The sequence below is a fragment of the Pseudomonas brassicacearum genome (assembly GCF_009601685.2).
Taxonomy (GTDB): Bacteria; Pseudomonadota; Gammaproteobacteria; order Pseudomonadales; family Pseudomonadaceae; genus Aquipseudomonas; species Aquipseudomonas kilonensis_B.
On record NZ_CP045701.2, the window covers coordinates 998,860 to 1,018,069 of the forward strand.

Genomic DNA, 19,210 nt, shown 5'->3' on the forward strand with positions numbered 1-19,210 from the left:
AGAAAGCATGCTCGAGCTCACTCTAGAGCAGATATCCATGGCTCAGACGGCTGTGGATAAAGACGCTGCACTGCAACTGCTCGCCGACAAACTGGTGGCCGATGGCTTGGTGGCTGAGGGGTACCTCGCCGGCTTGCAGGCTCGTGAAGCCCAGGGCTCGACCTTTCTTGGCCAAGGTATTGCCATTCCCCACGGCACCCCGCAGACCCGCGACCTGGTTTATTCGACCGGTGTGCGCCTGCTGCAATTCCCGGAGGGCGTGGACTGGGGCGATGGTCAGATCGTCTACCTGGCGATCGGTATCGCGGCCAAGTCCGACGAACACCTGCGCCTGCTGCAACTGCTGACCCGCGCCCTCGGCGAGACTGACCTGGGCCAGGCCCTGCGCCGTGCCAGTTCCGCCGAAGCCTTGCTGAAGCTGCTGCAAGGCGCGCCGCAGGAACTGGCCCTGGATGCCCAGATGATCGGTCTGGGTGTGTCGGCGGACGATTTTGAAGAGCTGGTATGGCGTGGCGCCCGCTTGCTGCGCCAGGCCGATTGCGTGAGCAATGGCTTTGCCGGGGTGTTGCAGCAAGTCGATGCGCTGCCCCTGGGCGATGGCTTGTGGTGGCTGCACAGTGAACAGACCGTCAAGCGTCCGGGCCTGGCGTTCGTCACGCCGGACAAGCCCATCCGTTACCTGGGTCAACCGTTGAGCGGTCTGTTCTGCCTCGCCAGCCTCGGCGAGGCTCACCAGGCTTTGCTGGAAAGGCTCTGCGCCTTGCTGATCGAAGGTCGCGGCCACGAACTGGGTCGCGCCACCAGCAGCCGCAAGGTGCTGGAAGTGCTCGGCGGCGAACTGCCCGCCGATTGGCCCAGCGCGCGCATCGGCCTGGCCAATGCCCATGGCCTGCATGCACGCCCGGCGAAAATCCTCGCTCAGTTGGCGAAAAGCTTCGAAGGCGAGATCCGCGTGCGCATCGTCGACGGCCAGGACAGCGCGGTGTCGGCCAAGAGCCTGAGCAAGCTGTTGAGCCTGGGCGCCCGTCGCGGCCAGGTCCTGGAATTCATCGCCGAGCCGAGCATTGCCGCCGATGCATTGCCGGCACTGCTGGCGGCCATCGAAGAAGGCCTTGGCGAAGACGTCGAACCGCTGCCGCCGCCGAGTGCACCGCGGGAAACGGTAATGGCCGAAGTGGCGACTGTCGTGCTGGCGCCCGAATCCGGCAGCCTGATCCAGGCCGTCGCCGCCGCCCCGGGCATCGCCATCGGCCCGGCCCACATCCAAGTGCTGCAGGCCATTGACTACCCGTTGCGCGGTGAGTCGGCGGCCATCGAGCGCGAGCGCCTGCAAAACGCCTTGAACCAGGTGCGCCGCGATATCCAAGGCCTGATCGAACGCGCCAAGGCCAAGGCCATCCGCGAGATCTTCATCACCCACCAGGAGATGCTCGACGACCCGGAGCTGAGCGACGAAGTCGACACCCGCTTGAAGCTGGGCGAGAGTGCGCAAGCGGCATGGATGGGGGTGGTTGAAGCTGCCGCGAAAGAACAGGAAGCCTTGCAGGACGCCTTGCTGGCCGAACGTGCCGCCGATCTGCGCGACGTCGGCCGTCGTGTGCTGGCGCAACTGTGTGGCGTCGAAACCCCGAACGAACCCGATCAACCCTACATCCTGGTGATGGACGAAGTCGGCCCGTCCGATGTGGCCCGCCTGGACCCGACGCGGGTGGCGGGGATTCTCACCGCCCGTGGCGGCGCCACCGCCCACAGCGCCATCGTTGCCCGGGCCTTGGGCATTCCAGCGCTGGTGGGCGCCGGTACGGCGGTGTTGCTGCTGGCGCCGGGCACGTCCTTGTTGCTGGATGGCCAGCGCGGTCGCCTGCACGTGGACCCTGACGCCGCCACCTTGCAACGGGCTGCCGAGGAACGCGACACCCGCGAGCAGCGCCTCAAGGTCGCTGCCCAGCAGCGCCACGAACCGGCGCAGACCCGTGAGGGTCATGCCGTGGAAGTGTTTGCCAACATCGGCGAAAGCGCCGGTGTCGCCAGTGCGGTGGAGCAGGGCGCCGAGGGCATCGGCCTGTTGCGCACCGAATTGATTTTCATGGCCCACAACGAGGCCCCGGACGAAGCGACCCAGGAAGCCGAATACCGCAAGGTGCTCGACGGCCTGGCCGGTCGACCGCTGGTGGTGCGCACCCTCGATGTGGGCGGCGACAAGCCGCTGCCGTACTGGCCGATCGCGAAAGAAGAAAACCCGTTCCTGGGCGTGCGTGGCATTCGCCTGACCTTGCAGCGTCCGCAGGTCATGGAAGCGCAACTGCGTGCCCTGTTGCGCTCGGCGGACAACCGCCCATTGCGGATCATGTTCCCGATGGTGGGCAGCGTCGATGAATGGCGCCAGGCCCGGGACATGACCGAACGCCTGCGCCAGGAAATTCCCGTGGCGGACCTGCAACTGGGGATCATGATCGAAGTGCCGTCCGCCGCGTTGCTGGCGCCGGTGCTCGCCAAGGAAGTCGACTTCTTCAGCGTCGGCACCAACGACCTGACGCAATACACCCTGGCGATCGACCGTGGTCACCCGACCCTTTCTGCCCAGGCCGATGGCCTGCACCCGGCGGTGCTGCAACTGATCGACATCACCGTGCGCGCCGCCCATGCCCATGGCAAATGGGTCGGCGTGTGCGGCGAACTGGCGGCCGACCCGCTGGCGGTGCCGGTGCTGGTGGGCCTGGGCGTGGACGAACTGAGCGTCTCGGCCCGCAGCATTGCCGAGGTCAAGGCGCGGGTCCGCGAATTGAGCCTGGCGCAAGTACAAACCTTGGCCCAAGAGGCCTTGGCCGTGGGCAGCGCCGATGACGTGCGCGCATTAGTGGAGGCGCTGTAATGGCGAAGATTCTTACCCTGACCCTCAACCCGGCGCTCGACCTCACGGTAGAGTTGGCGCGCCTGGAGCCGGGCCAGGTCAACCGCAGCGACGCCATGCACGCCCACGCCGCCGGCAAGGGCGTGAACGTGGCCCAAGTGTTGGCCGATCTCGGCCATACGCTGACGGTCAGTGGTTTTCTGGGCGAAGACAATGCCCAGGTGTTTGAGACGCTGTTTGCCCAGCGTGGTTTTGTCGACGCCTTTATCCGTGTTCCCGGCGAAACCCGCAGCAATATCAAACTGGCCGAGCAGGATGGGCGCATCACTGACCTCAACGGCCCGGGCCCGGTGGTTGATGAAGCCGCACAGCAGGCCTTGCTGGCGCGCCTTGAGCAAATCGCCCCCGGTCACGACGTGGTCGTGGTCGCGGGTAGCTTGCCTCGGGGCGTCAGCCCGCAGTGGTTGCAGGCCTTGATCATGCGCTTGAAAACACTCGGCCTGAACGTGGCCCTGGACACCAGTGGCGAAGCCTTGCGCGTCGCCCTGGCGGCGGGGCCGTGGCTGATCAAGCCGAACACCGAGGAGCTGGCCGACGCGCTGGGTTGCGAGGTGGTGAGCGAATTGGCCCAGGCGCAAGCGGCGCAGCGCCTGCATGCCCAGGGCGTCGAACATGTGGTGATTTCCCACGGTGCCGATGGCGTGAACTGGTTCAGTGTCGGTACGGCGCTGCATGCTTCGCCACCCAAGGTCAGCGTCGCCAGCACCGTGGGTGCCGGGGATTCGCTGCTGGCGGGCATGCTGCACGGCTTGCTCAGCGCCGACACCCCGGAGCAGACGCTGCGCACCGCCACGGCCATCGCCGCCATGGCGGTCACGCAGATCGGTTTTGGCATCCACGACACCGCGTTGCTGGCGTCGCTTGAACAGGGCGTGCGCGTGCGCCCCCTGACAGAACAATAAGAGGGTTCGCAAGAATGAAACTAGCCATTGTGACGGCCTGCCCCAACGGCATGGTTACCAGTGTGTTGTGTGCCCGCCTGCTGGACGCCGCGGCGCAGCGCCAGGGTTGGAGCACCAGTGTCGAAGTCCATGACGCGGCCCATCCGGAACGCCAGTTGTCGGCGGCGACCCTCGAAGCAGCCGAGTGGGTCTTGCTGGTTGCCAGCGGCCCGGTGGACCTGTCGCGTTTCGTCGGCAAACGCCTGTTCCGCAGCACCCCGGCCCTGGCCCTCCAGGATGTTGATGCGGTGCTGCGCCGCGGCGCCGAAGAGGCCGAGGTTCTTCTCGCCTCGGATGTCGTGGAGCAAGTGCCGGCGGTGTCGACCGAGCGTGCGCCGCGCCTGGTTGCCATCACCGCATGCCCGACGGGCGTTGCCCATACCTTCATGGCCGCCGAGGCTTTGCAGCAGGCGGCGAAGAAGCTCGGCTACGACCTGCAAGTGGAAACCCAGGGGTCGGTCGGTGCGCGCAATCCGTTGAGCGCCGAGGCCATCGCCGAGGCGGACGTGGTGCTGCTGGCGACCGACATCGAAGTCGCCACCGAGCGTTTTGCCGGCAAGAAGATCTACCGCTGCAGCACGGGCATCGCCTTGAAACAGGCCGAAGCGACGCTGAACAAAGCGCTGGTCGAAGGTCGCCAGGAAAGCGCGTCGAGCGCTGCCGGCGCCCCGGCCAAGTCGGAGAAGACCGGCGTCTACAAGCACCTGCTGACGGGCGTGTCGTTCATGCTGCCGATGGTGGTGGCCGGTGGTCTGTTGATCGCCTTGTCGTTTGTATTCGGCATCACCGCCTTCAAGGAGCCCGGCACGTTGGCGGCCGCGCTGATGCAGATCGGCGGCGACACCGCGTTCAAATTGATGGTGCCGCTGCTGGCCGGCTACATCGCCTATTCCATCGCCGACCGTCCGGGCCTGGCGCCGGGGATGATCGGCGGGATGCTGGCGAGCACCCTGGGCGCCGGCTTCATTGGCGGGATCATCGCCGGTTTCCTGGCCGGTTACGTGGCCAAGGCGATCAACCGCTACGCACGCCTGCCCCAGAGCCTGGAAGCACTCAAGCCGATCTTGATCATCCCGCTGCTGGCGAGCCTGATCACCGGCCTGGTGATGATCTACATCGTCGGCAAACCGGTGGCAGGCATGCTCGAAGGCCTGACCCATTTCCTCGACAGCATGGGTACCACCAACGCGATCCTGCTGGGCGTGCTGCTGGGGGCGATGATGTGCGTCGATCTCGGTGGGCCGATCAACAAGGCCGCCTACGCCTTTTCGGTGGGGCTGCTGGCTTCCCAGAGTTATGCACCGATGGCCGCGACCATGGCCGCCGGCATGGTGCCGCCCATTGGCCTGGGCATCGCCACTTTCATCGCCCGGCGCAAATTCGCCCAGACCGAACGCGAGGCCGGTAAAGCTGCGTTGGTGCTGGGGCTGTGCTTCATCTCCGAAGGCGCGATTCCGTTCGCCGCCAAGGACCCGCTGCGGGTGATCCCGGCCAGCATCGCCGGCGGCGCGCTGACCGGTGCGCTGTCGATGTACTTCGGCTGCAAGCTCATGGCCCCCCACGGTGGTCTGTTCGTGATGCTGATCCCCAACGCCATCAACCATGCGCTGTTGTACCTGCTGGCGATCGTAGCGGGGAGCCTGCTGACGGGGGTGGCGTATGCGCTGCTCAAGCGGCCTGAGGTGGTGGAGATGGCGTTGGAGCCGGCCAAGGCCTGAGATCACACTGCTTTGCCTACTGTGGGTGTTCATGAGTTCCTGTCACACCCACTTCACAGAGCCATGCTTAAGTTTTCCCATTTCAAGGGAGAACACCATGAGCGAATTCGACCTGGGCCGCCGTCGTGTGATGCAAGCCGTGGGGGCGGGGTTGTTGTTGCCGGGGCTGGCGCCGGCGGTGATGGCTTCGGTCAAGGATCGGCCGGTGCTCACCGACGGTGTGCAGTCCGGCGACTTGCAGGGCGACCGGGCGATGATCTGGAGCCGCAGCGACCGTCCGGCGCGGATGGTGGTGGAGTGGGACACCCGCAGCAAGTTCAGCAATCCGCGTCGCTTCGTCTCGCCCATGGTCGATTCGCGCAGCGATTTCACCGCCCGGGTCGAACTCACCGGCCTGCCGCCCGACCAGGCAATTTTCTACCGGGTGCATTTCGAAGACGCCCAGAGCGGTGCTGCCAGCGAACCCTGGTTGGGCCACCTGCGCAGCGTGCCGCAGTTCAAGCGCGACATCCGTTTTGTCTGGAGCGGCGACACCGTCGGCCAGGGCTTCGGCATCAACCCGGACATCGGCGGCATGCGCATCTACGAAGCCATGCGCCTGCGCCTGCCGGACTTTTTTATCCACAGCGGCGACACCATCTACGCCGACGGCCCGGTGCCGGCGCAAATCACCGCCGAGAATGGACGCGTCTGGCGCAACCTCACCACCGAAGCCAAGAGCAAGGTCGCCGAGACCCTGGATGAGTATCGCGGCAACTATCGCTACAACCTGATGGACGAAAACGTACGCCGTTTCAATGCCGAGGTGCCGCAGATCTGGCAGTGGGACGACCATGAGGTGGTCAACAACTGGTCGCCGGGCAAGCAACTGGACGAGCGCTACCAGACCAAGGATATCCACAGCCTCGTGGGGCGCGCGCGACAGGCCTGGCTGGAATATGCGCCGATGCGCCTGCAGAAGGCCGACGGCGGTGGACGCATCTACCGCAAGCTCGGTTATGGGCCGTTGCTGGATGTGTTCGTGCTGGATATGCGCAGCTACCGCGAAGCCAACGACGCCAACCTCGGCGCGGCCAAACCGTTCCTGGGGCGTGAGCAGTTGAATTGGCTCAAGCGCGAACTCAAGCATTCCCGGGCCCAATGGAAAGTCATTGCCGCCGACATGCCCATCGGCCTCGGTGTGCCGGATGGCGAGGTCAGCCCCGGTGTGCCGCGCTGGGAAGCGGTGGCCAACGGTGATCCGGGCGCAGCCCAGGGCCGTGAAGTGGAGATCGCCGAACTGCTCGGCTACCTGCGCAAGCATCAGGTGCGCAACTACGTCTGGCTCACCGCCGATGTCCACTATTGCGCCGCCCATCACTACCACCCCGAACACGCCGCGTTCCAGGATTTCGAACCGTTCTGGGAGTTCGTCGCCGGGCCGCTCAATGCGGGCAGCTTCGGGCCCAACGCCTTGGACAAGACGTTTGGGCCCGAAGTGGTGTTCCAAAAAGCCCCCCCGGCCCAGAACACCTCGCCGTTCGCCGGGTATCAGTTCTTTGGCGAAGTGAACATCGACGGGCCAAGCGGGGAGATGAGCGTGGTGCTGCGGGACCTGGAAGGTGTGGCGGTGTTCGAGAAGAAGTTGCAGCCGGTTTGACTGTCAGTCGTGCCAGGAACCTCTGTGGGAGAAGCCTCTGTGGGAGCAAAGCTTGCTCGCGATAACGGTACATCTGTCAATAAATGGCTGGCTGACAGTCCGCTATCGCGAGCAAGCTTTGCTCCCACAGGGGTACTAAAGATGGGCGTTTGTCAGTAGACATCCCGCCGATACCGACCCTGCTCGATCAGCCGCTCCACTTCCTCGCGCCCCAGCACGTTGTTGAGCACGTGATCCACCCCGGATGCCATGCCCTGCAAGCTGCCGCAGACATAGATCACCGCGCCGTCGGCCAGCCATTGCTTGAGCAGCGCGGCTGATTCCAGCAGGCGGTCCTGGACGTAGACTTTCTGCTTCTGATCCCGGGAGAAGGCCAGGTCCAGGCGTTCCAGGTCGCCTGAGGTCACCCATTCCTGCAATTCATCGCGGCAGTGGAAATCGTGTTCGCGGTTGCGCTCGCCAAACAGCAGCCAGTTGCGCTGCATGCCCTCGGTGACGCGCGCCTTGAGCAGGCTGCGCAGGCCGGCCAGACCGGTGCCGTTGCCCAGCAGGATCATCGGCACGCCTTGGGCCGGCAGATGGAAGCTGCTGTTGCGGCGCAGCCGCAGGCTGATGGCGCTGCCCAACGGTGCGTGTTCGGTCAGCCAGCCCGAACCGACGCCGAGGCTGCCGTCGGCGTGACGTTCCTGGCGCACGATCAGTTCCAGCACACCGTCGGCCGGGATCGAGGCGATGGAGTACTCGCGTATCGACAGCGGCGCCAGGGCATCCACCAGTGCCTGGGCATGCAGGCCGACCAGGTGGGCACGGTTTTCCGGGAGTTGGCGGGTCGCCAGGGCCTGGTCGAGGCTCTGGGACAGGCCATCGACCTGTACGCGCGCGTGGCCGGAGAGGCCGAGCCCGTCGAGCAAATGTTCGATGGCCAACAGGTCATTGCGCGGCAGGATTTCCACCAGGTCACCGGCCAGCCAACTGCTCGGGCCAGGGGCGGTGAGGCCCAGCAGGTACACGCCCGAGCTGCTGCTGTCGGGGTTGAGCAGGGTGCGTTGGCTCAGCGTCCAGTTCTCGAAGCTTGGCGCTTGCCAGGCATCCAATGGCGCCTGGCCGGTCAGTTCGGCCAATTGCTGTTGCCAGTGACGCAGGGCGTAAGGGTCGCCGCTGTCCACTTCCACTGGCGCGAACAGGGTCTTGCCGCCGTGTTCCGCCAGCCAGGCGTGCAGGCGCCGGGCGAAGCCGCAGAAGTGTTCATATTGCCGGTCGCCCAGGCCCAGCACCGAATACTGCAGGCGCTCCAGGCTCAAGGCCTGGCCCAGCACCTTGCGTTCGAAACCGCGGGCGCTGTCCGGTCCTTCGCCGTCGCCAAAGGTGCTGACGACAAACAGCGCGTGGGTAGCGTTGTTCAGGTCCTGCTCACGAACGCTGGCCAGTGGCTGGACGTTCACGGGCAAGCCAGCGGCCTGAAGTTGGCCGGCGGTCTGCCAGGCCAGTCGCTCGGCGAAACCGCTTTGGCTGGCGAAGCCGATCAGCCAGGCCGGCGCATTGCCCGGGTTGGCGCTCAGGGCCTGGCGGGCGTTTCTGGCCTGGCGCTTCTTGCGGCGACGGTCCAGGTACAGCAACCAGCCGGTGATGAAGAACAGCGGCATGGTCAGTGCGGCGACGGTCATCAGGATCCGCCCGACCAGGCCGAAGTAACTGCCGACATGCAGGGCATAGACACTGGTCAGCAACTGCGCCTTGAGGCTCTTGTCGCTGTAGCGGCTGTGTCGGCTGACAACGCCGGTGGCCGGGTCGAGGGTGAGCTGGTTCAGCGCCCGGTCGTGGGGCGAGTTTTTCAGCAGGTAGAACACGGTCGCCGGTTGTCCGGCCACGGGCGGCATGCGCACGTTATAGGCCGACAGTCCGGGGCCGGCAGCGCTGTAGATGCTGCTCCACATGGCCCGGTAATCGGCCACGGGAAGTGGGCCGCTTGGCACCGGGCCGCGATTGCGCACCCGTTCCTCTTTCGGTGAATCGGAGAGCAGGCGGGTCACGCCTTTGTTGTACCACTCGTAGGACCAGGTCAGCCCGGTCAGGGCCGCCAACAGATAGAACACCAGGCACCAGGTGCCCGCCACCGAGTGCAGGTCCCAATTGAAGCTGCGGCCTTTTTTCCCCCAGTCGAGGGTCAGCCAGGCGCGCCAGCTTTTCCATTGGCGCGGCCAACGCAGGTACAGCCCGGACAGGCAGAAAAACACCAGGATCAGTGTGCAGGCACCGGTGATTTGCCGACCGACATCATCCAGGGTCAGGACGCGGTGCAACCTGAGTATCAGGCCGAAGAAGTCCTGGCCCGTCACATCGCCCATGAATTGTGCGTTGTAAGGGTTGAAATAGCGCACGGCGCCACGTTTTTCCCCAGCAGGCGCCGCAAAGATCACCCGCGCAGCGTTACCGCTGTCGGTCTCGACCCAGAGCATGGCGACAGTCTTGCCGGCGGCGGCTTCGATCTGCTCTACCAGCTCGGCGGGCGGCAGGACGCCGGCCGGCTGCTTCTCGACCATCAGCACTTGCGGATTCAAGGCCCGCAGGATTTCATCCTGGAACGACACCACAGCCCCGGTAACGCCCATCAACGCCAGGACCAGTCCGGCACTGATGCCGAAAAACCAGTGCAACTGGAACAGGGTTTTCTTCAACACGTCGCTCGCCTTGTTCATTTACTGTTCATCACGGCGTGCATTATGCCGTGTGTTATCGAGAAGCATTCATAAACACACGCAAAAGCCTCGATCATTTGCATGAGCGGGGCTTGTTGCCGCTGTGACCAAGCCGCTAGCGCCCTGGCCCGCGTCCGTAGGAACTGTGTAGAAACCGTAGGAACCGCAGGAGCTGTAGGAGCTGTCGAGTGCAACGAGGCTGCGATCTTGTCCCAGACAATTGAGTAGAAAGCGAAATCGAAAGCGAAAGATCAAGATCAAAAGATCTCAGACTTCGCCTGCTCCTACAGAGCCCAGCGCTCGCCGCGTCGGCACGGTGTTGATGTTGTATGCGAATTTTCGCTGGTTCACGGCTCAACTCGATACGGCACCCACCTGTCGCCTAGTTGATTGTCATCGTGGATGGACGAGTATCGGGTGCGCATCGAACAGTTGGAAAATCAGTTGAATAGTTGCTCTATGGGGCTGTTATTTATTGCTCGGTCAGGGGTGTTTATTGTTGTTGTCCTGCTTTGGTATTGTTCTCTAATATTTGATTTTTTTTTGCTTTTGACTGGGTTTGTCCTGATGGATTAGTGTTGGTGGCGCTGCACTTGCTTTTACCCTTGATGTAAGCGAGTGAGTAATTTGGAGCAGTAATTTAATTAAAGGATTAATTATGAATGCTAATAGTCTATGGAACGATGCACTTGAAAATGCCTCTGCCGACGACCTTGCCCGGTTTGCACAACTTGTGCCCAAGACGCTCGCCAATGCCTCTGCGCCAGAGCAGGAAGGCAACTCTCGTGGCAAAGGGTTATTGCTGACGAAAAAACAGATCATTGACCTGCGCAAATACGAAGCCGCCGCCTTGGCACTTCCCTTCACCCTGGCGGATGTGAAGGATTACTTGAATTTTGGTGCCGACGCAGGCGTGGGGCTCAAACATGAGGATTTTTTAAGGACCTTCAGCGCCACTCGCCGTCATGCCCAACGTTGGTCGCCGTTGCGCGAAGCAATCATGCTGACTGGTAGTCAATTGAAATTATTTGCTGCAAGCATGACCCTTTACGGTCGAGATATAGAAGAAGTCTATGCCGATGTCAGGGCTTGCGGTTTGCTGGATAAACATAACATCAGGAACTTGGAAGAGTTAAAACGCCTGGAGCTGGAATTGGGAGATAAATTTCCGGGTATTGAATTGGAATCTGACACCGTCAGCGACTTGGGATACTACCTGGACCAGATTTTCAAACGGATCAAGGACAATCTGGACGGTGTCACCGCGATCAAGGAACAGTTGGCTTCGTTTGGTTATGATTTACGCGAGTACATCCTTCCTGAAATAAAGTTGCGCATCAGTTTGATTGGCAGCAACTCGCTGCCAGCCGACATCGAGACGCTCAAGCAGCAAATTGATGAGCGGTCCCGGCAGATCAACGAGAAAAACGCCGACTACAAGAATGCCGTGGAAAAATCCATCGGGGCTGCTGCAGGAATGAACCTGCTCGGCCTGGCGCTGGCGATCTACCTGGGCGTAGAGGCTGAGAACATCCGGGCGCAAAGGAATAGCCTCTACAAGGAACAGGAAGAGGCGATTGAAACGCTGAAGAGTAAGAACCAGACACTCGGCTCCTTGACGCGCGTAAAGCACGACCTGCAAGGACTGGAACTGGTCGCTGTCGATGCGGATATCGCCACGCAGAACCTGATGCATGTCTGGAACGTCATGCATCTATACGTGAAAGATTCCCAGGATGCGGTTTCCAGGATTACCGACGCTTTAAGTCTGAGGCGCTTTATGTCGGCATTCCGAGAAGTGGTCAAACCGTGGAGTCAGATCGAGCATGATGCCGATGCGTTGATTGCAGTATTCAAGGAGGCCGACGCGGAGTATGAGCGCAATTATCGCGTCCAGCCTCGACTCGAATTCTATCGGGCACTGCCCAGCGCTTATCCGGCTGTGGACCGCCAGATCATGGCTGACAGCCACACATTGATGCGAGACGGAGCGGTTAGATCCAAGGCGCTATTCATCAATTGGAACTACCTGCCGCAACTGCATGATCGGTTCCGTGATCTGGTGGGCAATGTGAGTCAGAGCAGCGGCGTTCTGAGTACGTCTGCTCTGAACATGAAGGTGGGACTCGACGGCAGCATGCGGCGCCTGGAACGTCTCGAAAAAGAATTGACGGATGCGTCGGATCAACAAGAGATAGAAGAAATCGAGGCTGACCGCGCGGAGGAGTTGCTCAGGATCGCTTCTCTAGTGGTTCGGCCCGTCCAGCAACTCGCCAGTCAATTGTCGGCGATCGATGACCGTTTTGATCGACGCTTAACGTTGGGTTTCATTGACGACCTTGGCAACGAGCAACAAACCGTCCAGGCATCTCTGGATCGAATGAATGATGAACGTACCGAGCGCCAGAACGAACGCGCAGTCATCAACGAAGCCATTGAGGCGCTGAAGACGGGCGGGGTTGAGGCGATTGGCAACGATTTGCTCCTGACGCTGGAAGAAGTCATGAAGCTCGGTATTGCACCCCCTCAGGTGCAATTGGTCATGTTCGCCATCGAACAACTTAAAAAGACCCTCGGACAAATCGGCGATGGGCTTCGGTTCCTCGACATGGTGCGCGAGCGGGACAAACTGGTTGAGAAAATCGAGGCGCTGGCACGCGATATCGAGACGAAAACCCGAGTCCTGACCTCACTCAAAGGGAAAGTCGAGTTTCTCCAGAACATTCACACCCTTGACGACCAGCGCCAGCGCTACGTGGGTGAATACCAGCGCGCAGTAGAGGCTTTCCAATCGTTCGTCTCGCAGATCGATGCCGGCAAGCAAGCCGATGACGCGCAGCGCAGTCGCGAATTCATCAATCACGCACAGCTGTTCAGCGCCTTCTTGACCCCGCTGGCACTGCCTTTGACTGCACATTGAGCCTCGACACGCAGCTATAGCTGTCTGGGCTTTGAAACAATGACGAAAGGCTGTCGGGGATCTGCCGCCTCGCGGCATCTACCGACGGCCTTTTAGCTTGGTAACCGATCATGTTTGATTTCTTGTTGGATAAGAAGAGTGTTTCTTCGTTGAAAGAGTACATAGGTTTTTTGAACGACCTGCCCGTCGTCTTGGATGAGATCAAGCGTTTTTCGGATTCTTTCCAACGGTCGGGCCATGCGATGATGACCCCGCCTGATGCGCAGGCGCTGACTCGGGCGGCCGTCGCCAATGAAAGTCGTTGGCGAGCGATTCTCATGGTTGTTCCTTCATTGGCGACAATGGGGCGTCATCTGGTCGCCGAGACCGATACGTTTACGCAAGAATTTGCACAGGTGGCTCAGCACACTGCCGGTGCTGCGGGTCGTGTGCCGATGCAAAATGTCGACCCCGTGCGCTTCACCCCCATCAACGCCGGTCAACAGGGCACCAACCGTCCGCCCGACGTCTTGTATCTGATCAACAATCTCTGCTTGCGCCTGGATCAATGCGCGAAGGTCGCGGCGCATTTCAAGACGTTGATTATTGAGGTTTCCCAGACGATCCACAGTATTTTCGTGCGCTTCATCGACTCATTGGCATTGAGGTTGTGCATCTGTGATGCGCCTGTCTCAAAGATCGAGGCTTACTACAGCCTCGGGCGAATAGGCTTGCCGAATATGCCGTACGACACGGGCAGTTATTATTCCCAAGAGCAACGACGGGAAAAAGCCAGGGAACATTTGAAAATTTTGGGTGAGATCTATGTGCGGGCCATTTCAGCCGGTAACAATTTCGCCGATTTTTGTCATCGCCTGAACCATTTCCTGACCTGCGTTAAGGTTGAGCTTCAATCCAACGATCCGCAGCGCAGCCTGCGACGAGCGAAAAGTTCGATGGCGCAAGTCGCTTATCCGTTGCAAGAACTGGATGTCATGGTAAGCGCCTTGGAGCGTCTTTCTCCCAAATACCAGTCATGAAAAAGCCCGTGACGCTGTCACGGGCTTTCGACTTCAAGCGTTCAGCAGTTACACGTAGAACGACTTCAACGGCGGAAAGCCATTGAATTCCACCGCGCTATAGCTGGTGGTATAGGCACCGGTCGACAGCCAGTACAGGCGATCCCCAATGGCCAGGTTCAACGGCAAACCATACTTGTAGTTTTCATACATGATGTCAGCGCTGTCGCAGGTAGGCCCGGCGATCACCACTTCTTCCATCTCGCCTTTCTTCTCGGTCCAGATCGGAAACTTGATGGCTTCGTCCATGGTTTCGATCAGGCCGGAGAACTTGCCCACATCCGTGTACACCCAACGCTCGACGGCGGTACGGGACTTACGCGCCACCAGCACCACTTCGCTGACCAGGATACCGGCGTTGGCGATCAACGAACGGCCCGGCTCCAGGATGATTTCCGGCAGGTCGTCGCCGAAGTCTTCCTTGAGGAAACGGATGATTTCCTCAGCGTAGGTTTCCAGGCTGTTGGTGCGGGTGATGTAGTTGGCCGGGAAGCCACCACCCATGTTGATCAGCTTCAGGACGATGCCGTCTTCTTCCTTCAGGCGTTCGAAGATTACCTTGACCTTGGCGATCGCCGCGTCCCAGACGCTGATGTCGCGCTGTTGCGAGCCGACGTGGAACGAAATGCCGTACGGCACCAGGCCCAGGTCGCGGGCCAGGATCAGCAGGTCCATGGCCATGTCGGTCTGGCAGCCGAACTTGCGCGACAACGGCCAGTCAGCGGTGGTCGAGCCTTCGGTGAGGATCCGTACATAGACTTTCGAGCCCGGTGCGGCCTTGGCGATGTTACGCAGGTCGGCTTCGGAGTCGGTGGCATACAGGCGCACGCCCTTCTCGTAGAAGTAGCGAATGTCGCGGGATTTCTTGATGGTGTTGCCGTAGCTGATCTGATCCGGGCCGACGCCACGGCTCATGACCTTATCCAGCTCATAGATCGAGGCGATGTCGAAGTTCGAGCCTTTATCCTTGAGCAGGTCGATGATTTCCACCGCCGGGTTGGCCTTGACGGCGTAGTAGACCTTGGCGAATTCGAAACCGGCGCGCAGGTCGTCATAGGCCTTGGAGATCATCGCGGTGTCGATCACCACGAACGGGGTTTCCTGCTTGTCGGCGAACGCTTTCATTCTCTGGAAGGTTTCGCGCGCGAAATAATCTTCGACCTGGATCGACATACTTGGGACTCCTACTGGCAAACATCAGGATCAATGGGTGTGAGGGCAAGCAGCCCCCGTGAACGTCCTCCGTATCCCCACTTTGGTTCGCCTACTTCCCAAGGCATGTCGCCGAAAGCAAAAAGGCCATGGGACGCTTGATTCCCTTGGCCTTGCTGTCTCGTCGTCAGTACTTGAGCCGGATGGATCGTTTCCAGCATGGACGTTCGGCGCGAACTTTAGGGCGTGAGGGGCCTGAGATCAACTAAAAATGTCGCGTTTTTGCACTCATTCGTCGTGCGGTGCGCGACAGCTCCTGATGTAACCGACCTGCGTGACAGATTGATGTTCCCCTGGATTGGTATTCGACCTTGCTCAATATGGCTTTTGCCTTTGTGGCGAGGGAGCAAGCTCCCTCGCCACAAAGGCAGTCGTGGCCGATCAGGCCGACGCAGTCTCCGCCGGCGAGACAATGCTGGTCTTGCCCCCACGAGAGCGCCCCGAGCTCAGGTACTCGGCAATCGATTCCTGCGTCACCTCGCCGAGGAATACCCGCTCGGCATCCATCACCGGCAGCCACGAACGGTTGAACTCGTACATGCGCGACAACAGGATCCGCAGGTGTTCATCGTAAGCCGCTGTGGCGTTGAATTTGCTCAGGTACTGCGAGCAGGCGCCGGTCTGACGGTGCAGGTCGCGACGTCTTACAAAGCCCAGGGCCTTGTTCTCGGAGCAGGTCACCACCAGGTAGCGACGGTCATGTTCGTCCATCAGTTCCAGTGCCTCGCCCACCGGTGTCTCGGGGCTGACTGACGGGGCGTTGTCGGCCGCATCTTCGGCCTTGACCAGCAGCAGGCGCTTGAGCGTGCTGTCCTGGCCGACGAAGCTGCTGACGAACTCGTCGGCCGGATGCGCCAGCAGCGTGTCCGGGTGATCGAACTGGATCAGTTTGCCGGCGCGGAAGATCGCAATCTTGTCCCCCAGCTTGATCGCTTCGTCGATGTCGTGGCTGACCATGATCACGGTCTTGTTCAGCGCCCGCTGCATTTCGAAAAACTCGTTCTGGATCATCTCGCGGTTGATCGGGTCCACCGCGCCGAAGGGTTCGTCCATCAGCAGCAGCGGCGCATCGGCCGCCAGGGCGCGGATCACACCGATCCGCTGCTGCTGGCCGCCGGAGAGTTCACGCGGGTAGCGATGCAGGTACTGCTTGGGTTCGAGCTTGATCATGCTCATCAATTCGCGGGCGCGGTCGTGGCTCTTCTGCTTGTCCCAGCCGAGCAGGCGCGGGACCACGGTGATGTTTTCCTCGATGGTCATGTTCGGAAACAGGCCGATCTGCTGGATCACATAGCCGATGTTGCGGCGCAGGGTCACTTCGTCCAGGCCGGTGGTGTCTTCACCGTTGATCAACACCTTGCCCGAGGTGGGCGCGATCAGGCGGTTGATCATCTTCAGCGTGGTGCTTTTGCCACAGCCCGATGGCCCGAGGAACACGCAGATCTCGCCTTCGTTGACGGTCAGGCTCACCGAGTCCACGGCCTTGACGTCCTTGCCGTTGCTCTTGAAGGTTTTGCTGAGGTTTTGAAGTTCGATCATTTCAGTAATCCTTTTGGGGTCAGCGAACGTTGCAGCCATTGCAGAAGCAGGTCGGCGAAGATGGCCAGGAGACTGACCAGCACGGCGCCGACGATCAGCATCGACATGTCGCTGCGGCTGATGGAAGCGAGGATGAGTACGCCCAGGCCACCGGCGCCGATGGTGGCGGCGATGGTCATGACACCGATGTTCATGACCACGGCGGTGCGCACGCCGGCCAGGATCACCGGCACGGCGATGGGCAGTTCGACCATGCGCAGGCGCTGGCCGAAGGTCATGCCGATGCCGCGAGCGGCTTCACGGATGCCCGGTTCGACGCCGGTCAGGGCCAGGTAGGTGTTGCGCATGATCGGCAACAGGGAATAGAGGAACACGGCGGTGATCGCCGGCATCGGCCCCAGGCCCTGGCCGAATGTGGAATAGACCGGCAGCAGCAGGCCGAACAAGGCGATTGATGGAATGGTCAGCAGCACCGTGGCGCTGGCCTGCAATGGGCCGGCGAGCGTCGGGAAGCGGGTCATGAAAATGCCCAGCGGTACGCCGACCAAGATCGCCAGGGTCACGGCGATGCCCACCAGGGTGATGTGCTGCCAGGTCAGGTGCAGCACCAGCGGCCAGTCCAGATGGGAAAAGGCGTCAAGAAAATCCATGGCTTTTCCTCCAGGTCATTGGGTTGAGAGCAGCGAATGCTGGCGCAGGAAATCGGCGGCAACGGCCGAAGGGCTTTCGTGGTTGACGTCCACGCGGGCGTTGAGCTGGCGCATGGTTTCATCGTCAAACAATTCGGCCAGGGGTTTGAGCTGCGCGGCCAATTGCGGATTTGCATCCAGAGTCGTCTGGCGCACCACGGGCGCGGCGGTGTAGTCCGGGAAGTATTGCTTGTCGTCTTCCAGCAGTTTGAGTTTGAACGCGCTCAAGCGCCCGTCGGTGGTGTACACCAGCCCGGCGAATACTTGGCCGTTGCGCAGGGCGGTATAGACCAGGCCCGCGTCCATTTGCCGGATGTTTTCGCGGGTCAGGTTCATGCCGTACAGCTTGACCATGCCATCCAGCCCGTCGGAACGGTTGGCGAACTCGGTGTCCAGGGCCACCAGGTGATTTTCATCGGCCTCGGCCTGTAACACAGTGTTCAATTGGCTGATGGTGTTGATCTGTGGATATTGCTGGGCGATTTTCTCCGGCAAGGCCAGGGCATAGGTGTTGCTGAATTTCGACGGCGTCAGCCAGGTCAGGCCTTTTTTTGCGTCGATTTCTTTCACCCGGGCGTAGGACTGCGCGCTGTCGAGTTTCTCCGTGATGTGGTTGTAGGACACCAGCGAGACGCCGGTGTATTCCCAGAGCAGGTCCAGTTGACCACTCTCCTGGGCGCTACGGGCCAGGTTGCTGCCAAGTCCGCCGGTGATCTGCGCGTCGTAGCCTTTGCCACGCAGGTATTGCGCAGTGATTTCTGCCAGCAGCGTCTGCTCGGTGAACACTCGGGCGCCGAGGCGAATCAGCGGTTTTTCAGCGGCCTGGGCGAATCCTGCGAACAGCAGGACGCAGCCCAGTATCAAGCTCAACTTCTTCATAAACGATTTCCTTTATCCAGCCGGGCTTATGACGGTCGTAGACCGCGTTCCAGCCAGAGACGGCTGGCCAGTGTCACCAGGCCGTCGAGCAGCAACGCCAGCAGAGCGGTGCAAACCGCGCCGAGCAGCAGTTGCGGCTGATTGTTCAAGGCGATGCCAGGGAAGATCAGGCTGCCGAGGCTGTTGGCGCCGATCAGGAATGCCAGGGGGGCAGTGCCGACGTTGATCGCCAGCGCCACGCGCACACCACCGACGATGATCGGCACGGCATTGGGCAACTCGACTCTCCACAGCACCTGGCGCGGGGTCATGCCGATGCCGACGGCGGCTTCCTTGAGGGAGCCCTGGACATTTTTCAGGCCTTCGTAGGTGTTGCGCACGATGGGCAGCAGCGAGGCGAGGAACAGGGCGAAGATGGCGGGCCCGCTGCCGATACCCAGGAAGCCCAGGGCGATGGCCAGCACGGCCAGGGGCGGCACGGTGTTGCCGACGTTGAAGACTTGCATGAAGCGCTCGGCGCGCCCGACCATCGCGGGGCGGCTGAGGGCGATGCCGGCGGGGATGCCCACGATCAGGGCTGCCAACATGGACGCCACAACGAGCATCAGGTGAGCTTGCAGGTAAAACAGTAGATCGTCGTGGTAACGCTCAATCGTATCGATACCGATCCAATAGACCAGCAGGGCCAGGAGAGCGACGACGATCGCGCCCCCTGTCAGCCCTTTGCCATAGCGGATAGCCACAGGCGGACTCCTTTGTATTTCAGTCGGCGCGCGCTTTCCCGTGCGGCAAACCGTCAGGTCGCCGGGAAAACGTTCGCGAGAAGCAGCTCTGTTCAGTGCCGGTAAAACGGCCTGTAAATTGAGCCATGAGCGCAGCCTCGTCAGGCTAACTTGCTGATTTTGCAGACCCTGACGAACAGCCGTGTCAGGGTGGTGGACGTCTTCACGGGGCGAAAGGTTCCCACGTAAGGGGGCATTTGGCCACCCCGAATGTGCCCAATGGTTC

Annotated in this window: 12 protein-coding genes; 6 read left to right on the plus strand and 6 right to left on the minus strand. The window is 61.3% G+C overall.

The genetic code is table 11. The annotated features are described in order from the left end of the window. Positions 1-7: 7 nt before the first annotated feature. The 4 genes from ptsP (at position 8) to GFU70_RS04245 (ending at position 7,209) form a co-directional block, all read left to right on the plus strand. Positions 8-2,872, plus strand: a complete 2,865-nt coding sequence (ptsP, locus tag GFU70_RS04230) for a phosphoenolpyruvate--protein phosphotransferase (RefSeq protein WP_153387648.1) — start codon at positions 8-10, stop codon at positions 2,870-2,872. After that, positions 2,872-3,813 (plus strand): 1-phosphofructokinase, encoded by a 942-nt coding sequence (gene pfkB, locus GFU70_RS04235; protein WP_058542938.1) that lies wholly within the window; start codon positions 2,872-2,874, stop codon positions 3,811-3,813. The genes ptsP and pfkB overlap by 1 nt, the downstream gene beginning before the upstream one ends. Positions 3,814-3,827: 14 nt before the next feature. Further along, positions 3,828-5,570 (plus strand): PTS fructose-like transporter subunit IIB, encoded by a 1,743-nt coding sequence (locus GFU70_RS04240; RefSeq protein WP_153387649.1) that lies wholly within the window; start codon positions 3,828-3,830, stop codon positions 5,568-5,570. Positions 5,571-5,667: 97 nt separating this feature from the next. After that, positions 5,668-7,209, plus strand: coding sequence for an alkaline phosphatase D family protein (locus tag GFU70_RS04245; RefSeq protein WP_153387650.1), 1,542 nt, complete (start codon positions 5,668-5,670; stop codon positions 7,207-7,209). A gap of 152 nt (positions 7,210-7,361) precedes the next feature. Here the strand turns inward: GFU70_RS04245 and GFU70_RS04250 are convergent, their stop codons facing one another. Next, complete coding sequence (locus GFU70_RS04250; protein WP_193034298.1) at positions 7,362-9,887, minus strand: PepSY domain-containing protein; 2,526 nt, start codon at positions 9,885-9,887, stop codon at positions 7,362-7,364. Positions 9,888-10,563: 676 nt separating this feature from the next. Between GFU70_RS04250 and GFU70_RS04255 the strand changes: the two genes are divergently transcribed. Next, entirely contained in the window at positions 10,564-12,825 is a 2,262-nt protein-coding gene (locus GFU70_RS04255; protein ID WP_153387651.1) for an alpha-xenorhabdolysin family binary toxin subunit A, read from the plus strand. 110 nt (positions 12,826-12,935) lie between these two features. Further along, complete coding sequence (locus GFU70_RS04260) at positions 12,936-13,844, plus strand: hypothetical protein (RefSeq protein WP_153387652.1); 909 nt, start codon at positions 12,936-12,938, stop codon at positions 13,842-13,844. Positions 13,845-13,892: 48 nt separating this feature from the next. On the opposite strand, the gene GFU70_RS04265 is transcribed toward GFU70_RS04260, so the two are convergent. The 5 genes from GFU70_RS04265 to GFU70_RS04285 all read right to left on the minus strand — a co-directional run bounded on the left by GFU70_RS04265 (position 13,893) and on the right by GFU70_RS04285 (position 18,945). Next, positions 13,893-15,056: a type III PLP-dependent enzyme gene (locus tag GFU70_RS04265; protein ID WP_058542932.1), complete on the minus strand. Its 1,164-nt coding sequence runs from the start codon at positions 15,054-15,056 to the stop codon at positions 13,893-13,895. Positions 15,057-15,476: 420 nt separating this feature from the next. Beyond that, a complete protein-coding gene (locus GFU70_RS04270) occupies positions 15,477-16,634 on the minus strand; it encodes a betaine/proline/choline family ABC transporter ATP-binding protein (protein WP_058542931.1) in 1,158 nt (385 codons plus the stop codon). Next, positions 16,631-17,284: an ABC transporter permease gene (locus GFU70_RS04275; protein ID WP_058542930.1), complete on the minus strand. Its 654-nt coding sequence runs from the start codon at positions 17,282-17,284 to the stop codon at positions 16,631-16,633. Before GFU70_RS04275 ends, GFU70_RS04270 begins: the two co-directional genes overlap by 4 nt. A gap of 15 nt (positions 17,285-17,299) precedes the next feature. Continuing rightward, entirely contained in the window at positions 17,300-18,202 is a 903-nt protein-coding gene (locus GFU70_RS04280; RefSeq protein ID WP_058542929.1) for a glycine betaine ABC transporter substrate-binding protein, read from the minus strand. Positions 18,203-18,228: 26 nt separating this feature from the next. Beyond that, on the minus strand, positions 18,229-18,945 hold the full coding sequence (locus GFU70_RS04285; protein WP_058542928.1) for an ABC transporter permease: 717 nt from the start codon (positions 18,943-18,945) through the stop codon (positions 18,229-18,231). Positions 18,946-19,210: the final 265 nt, after the last annotated feature.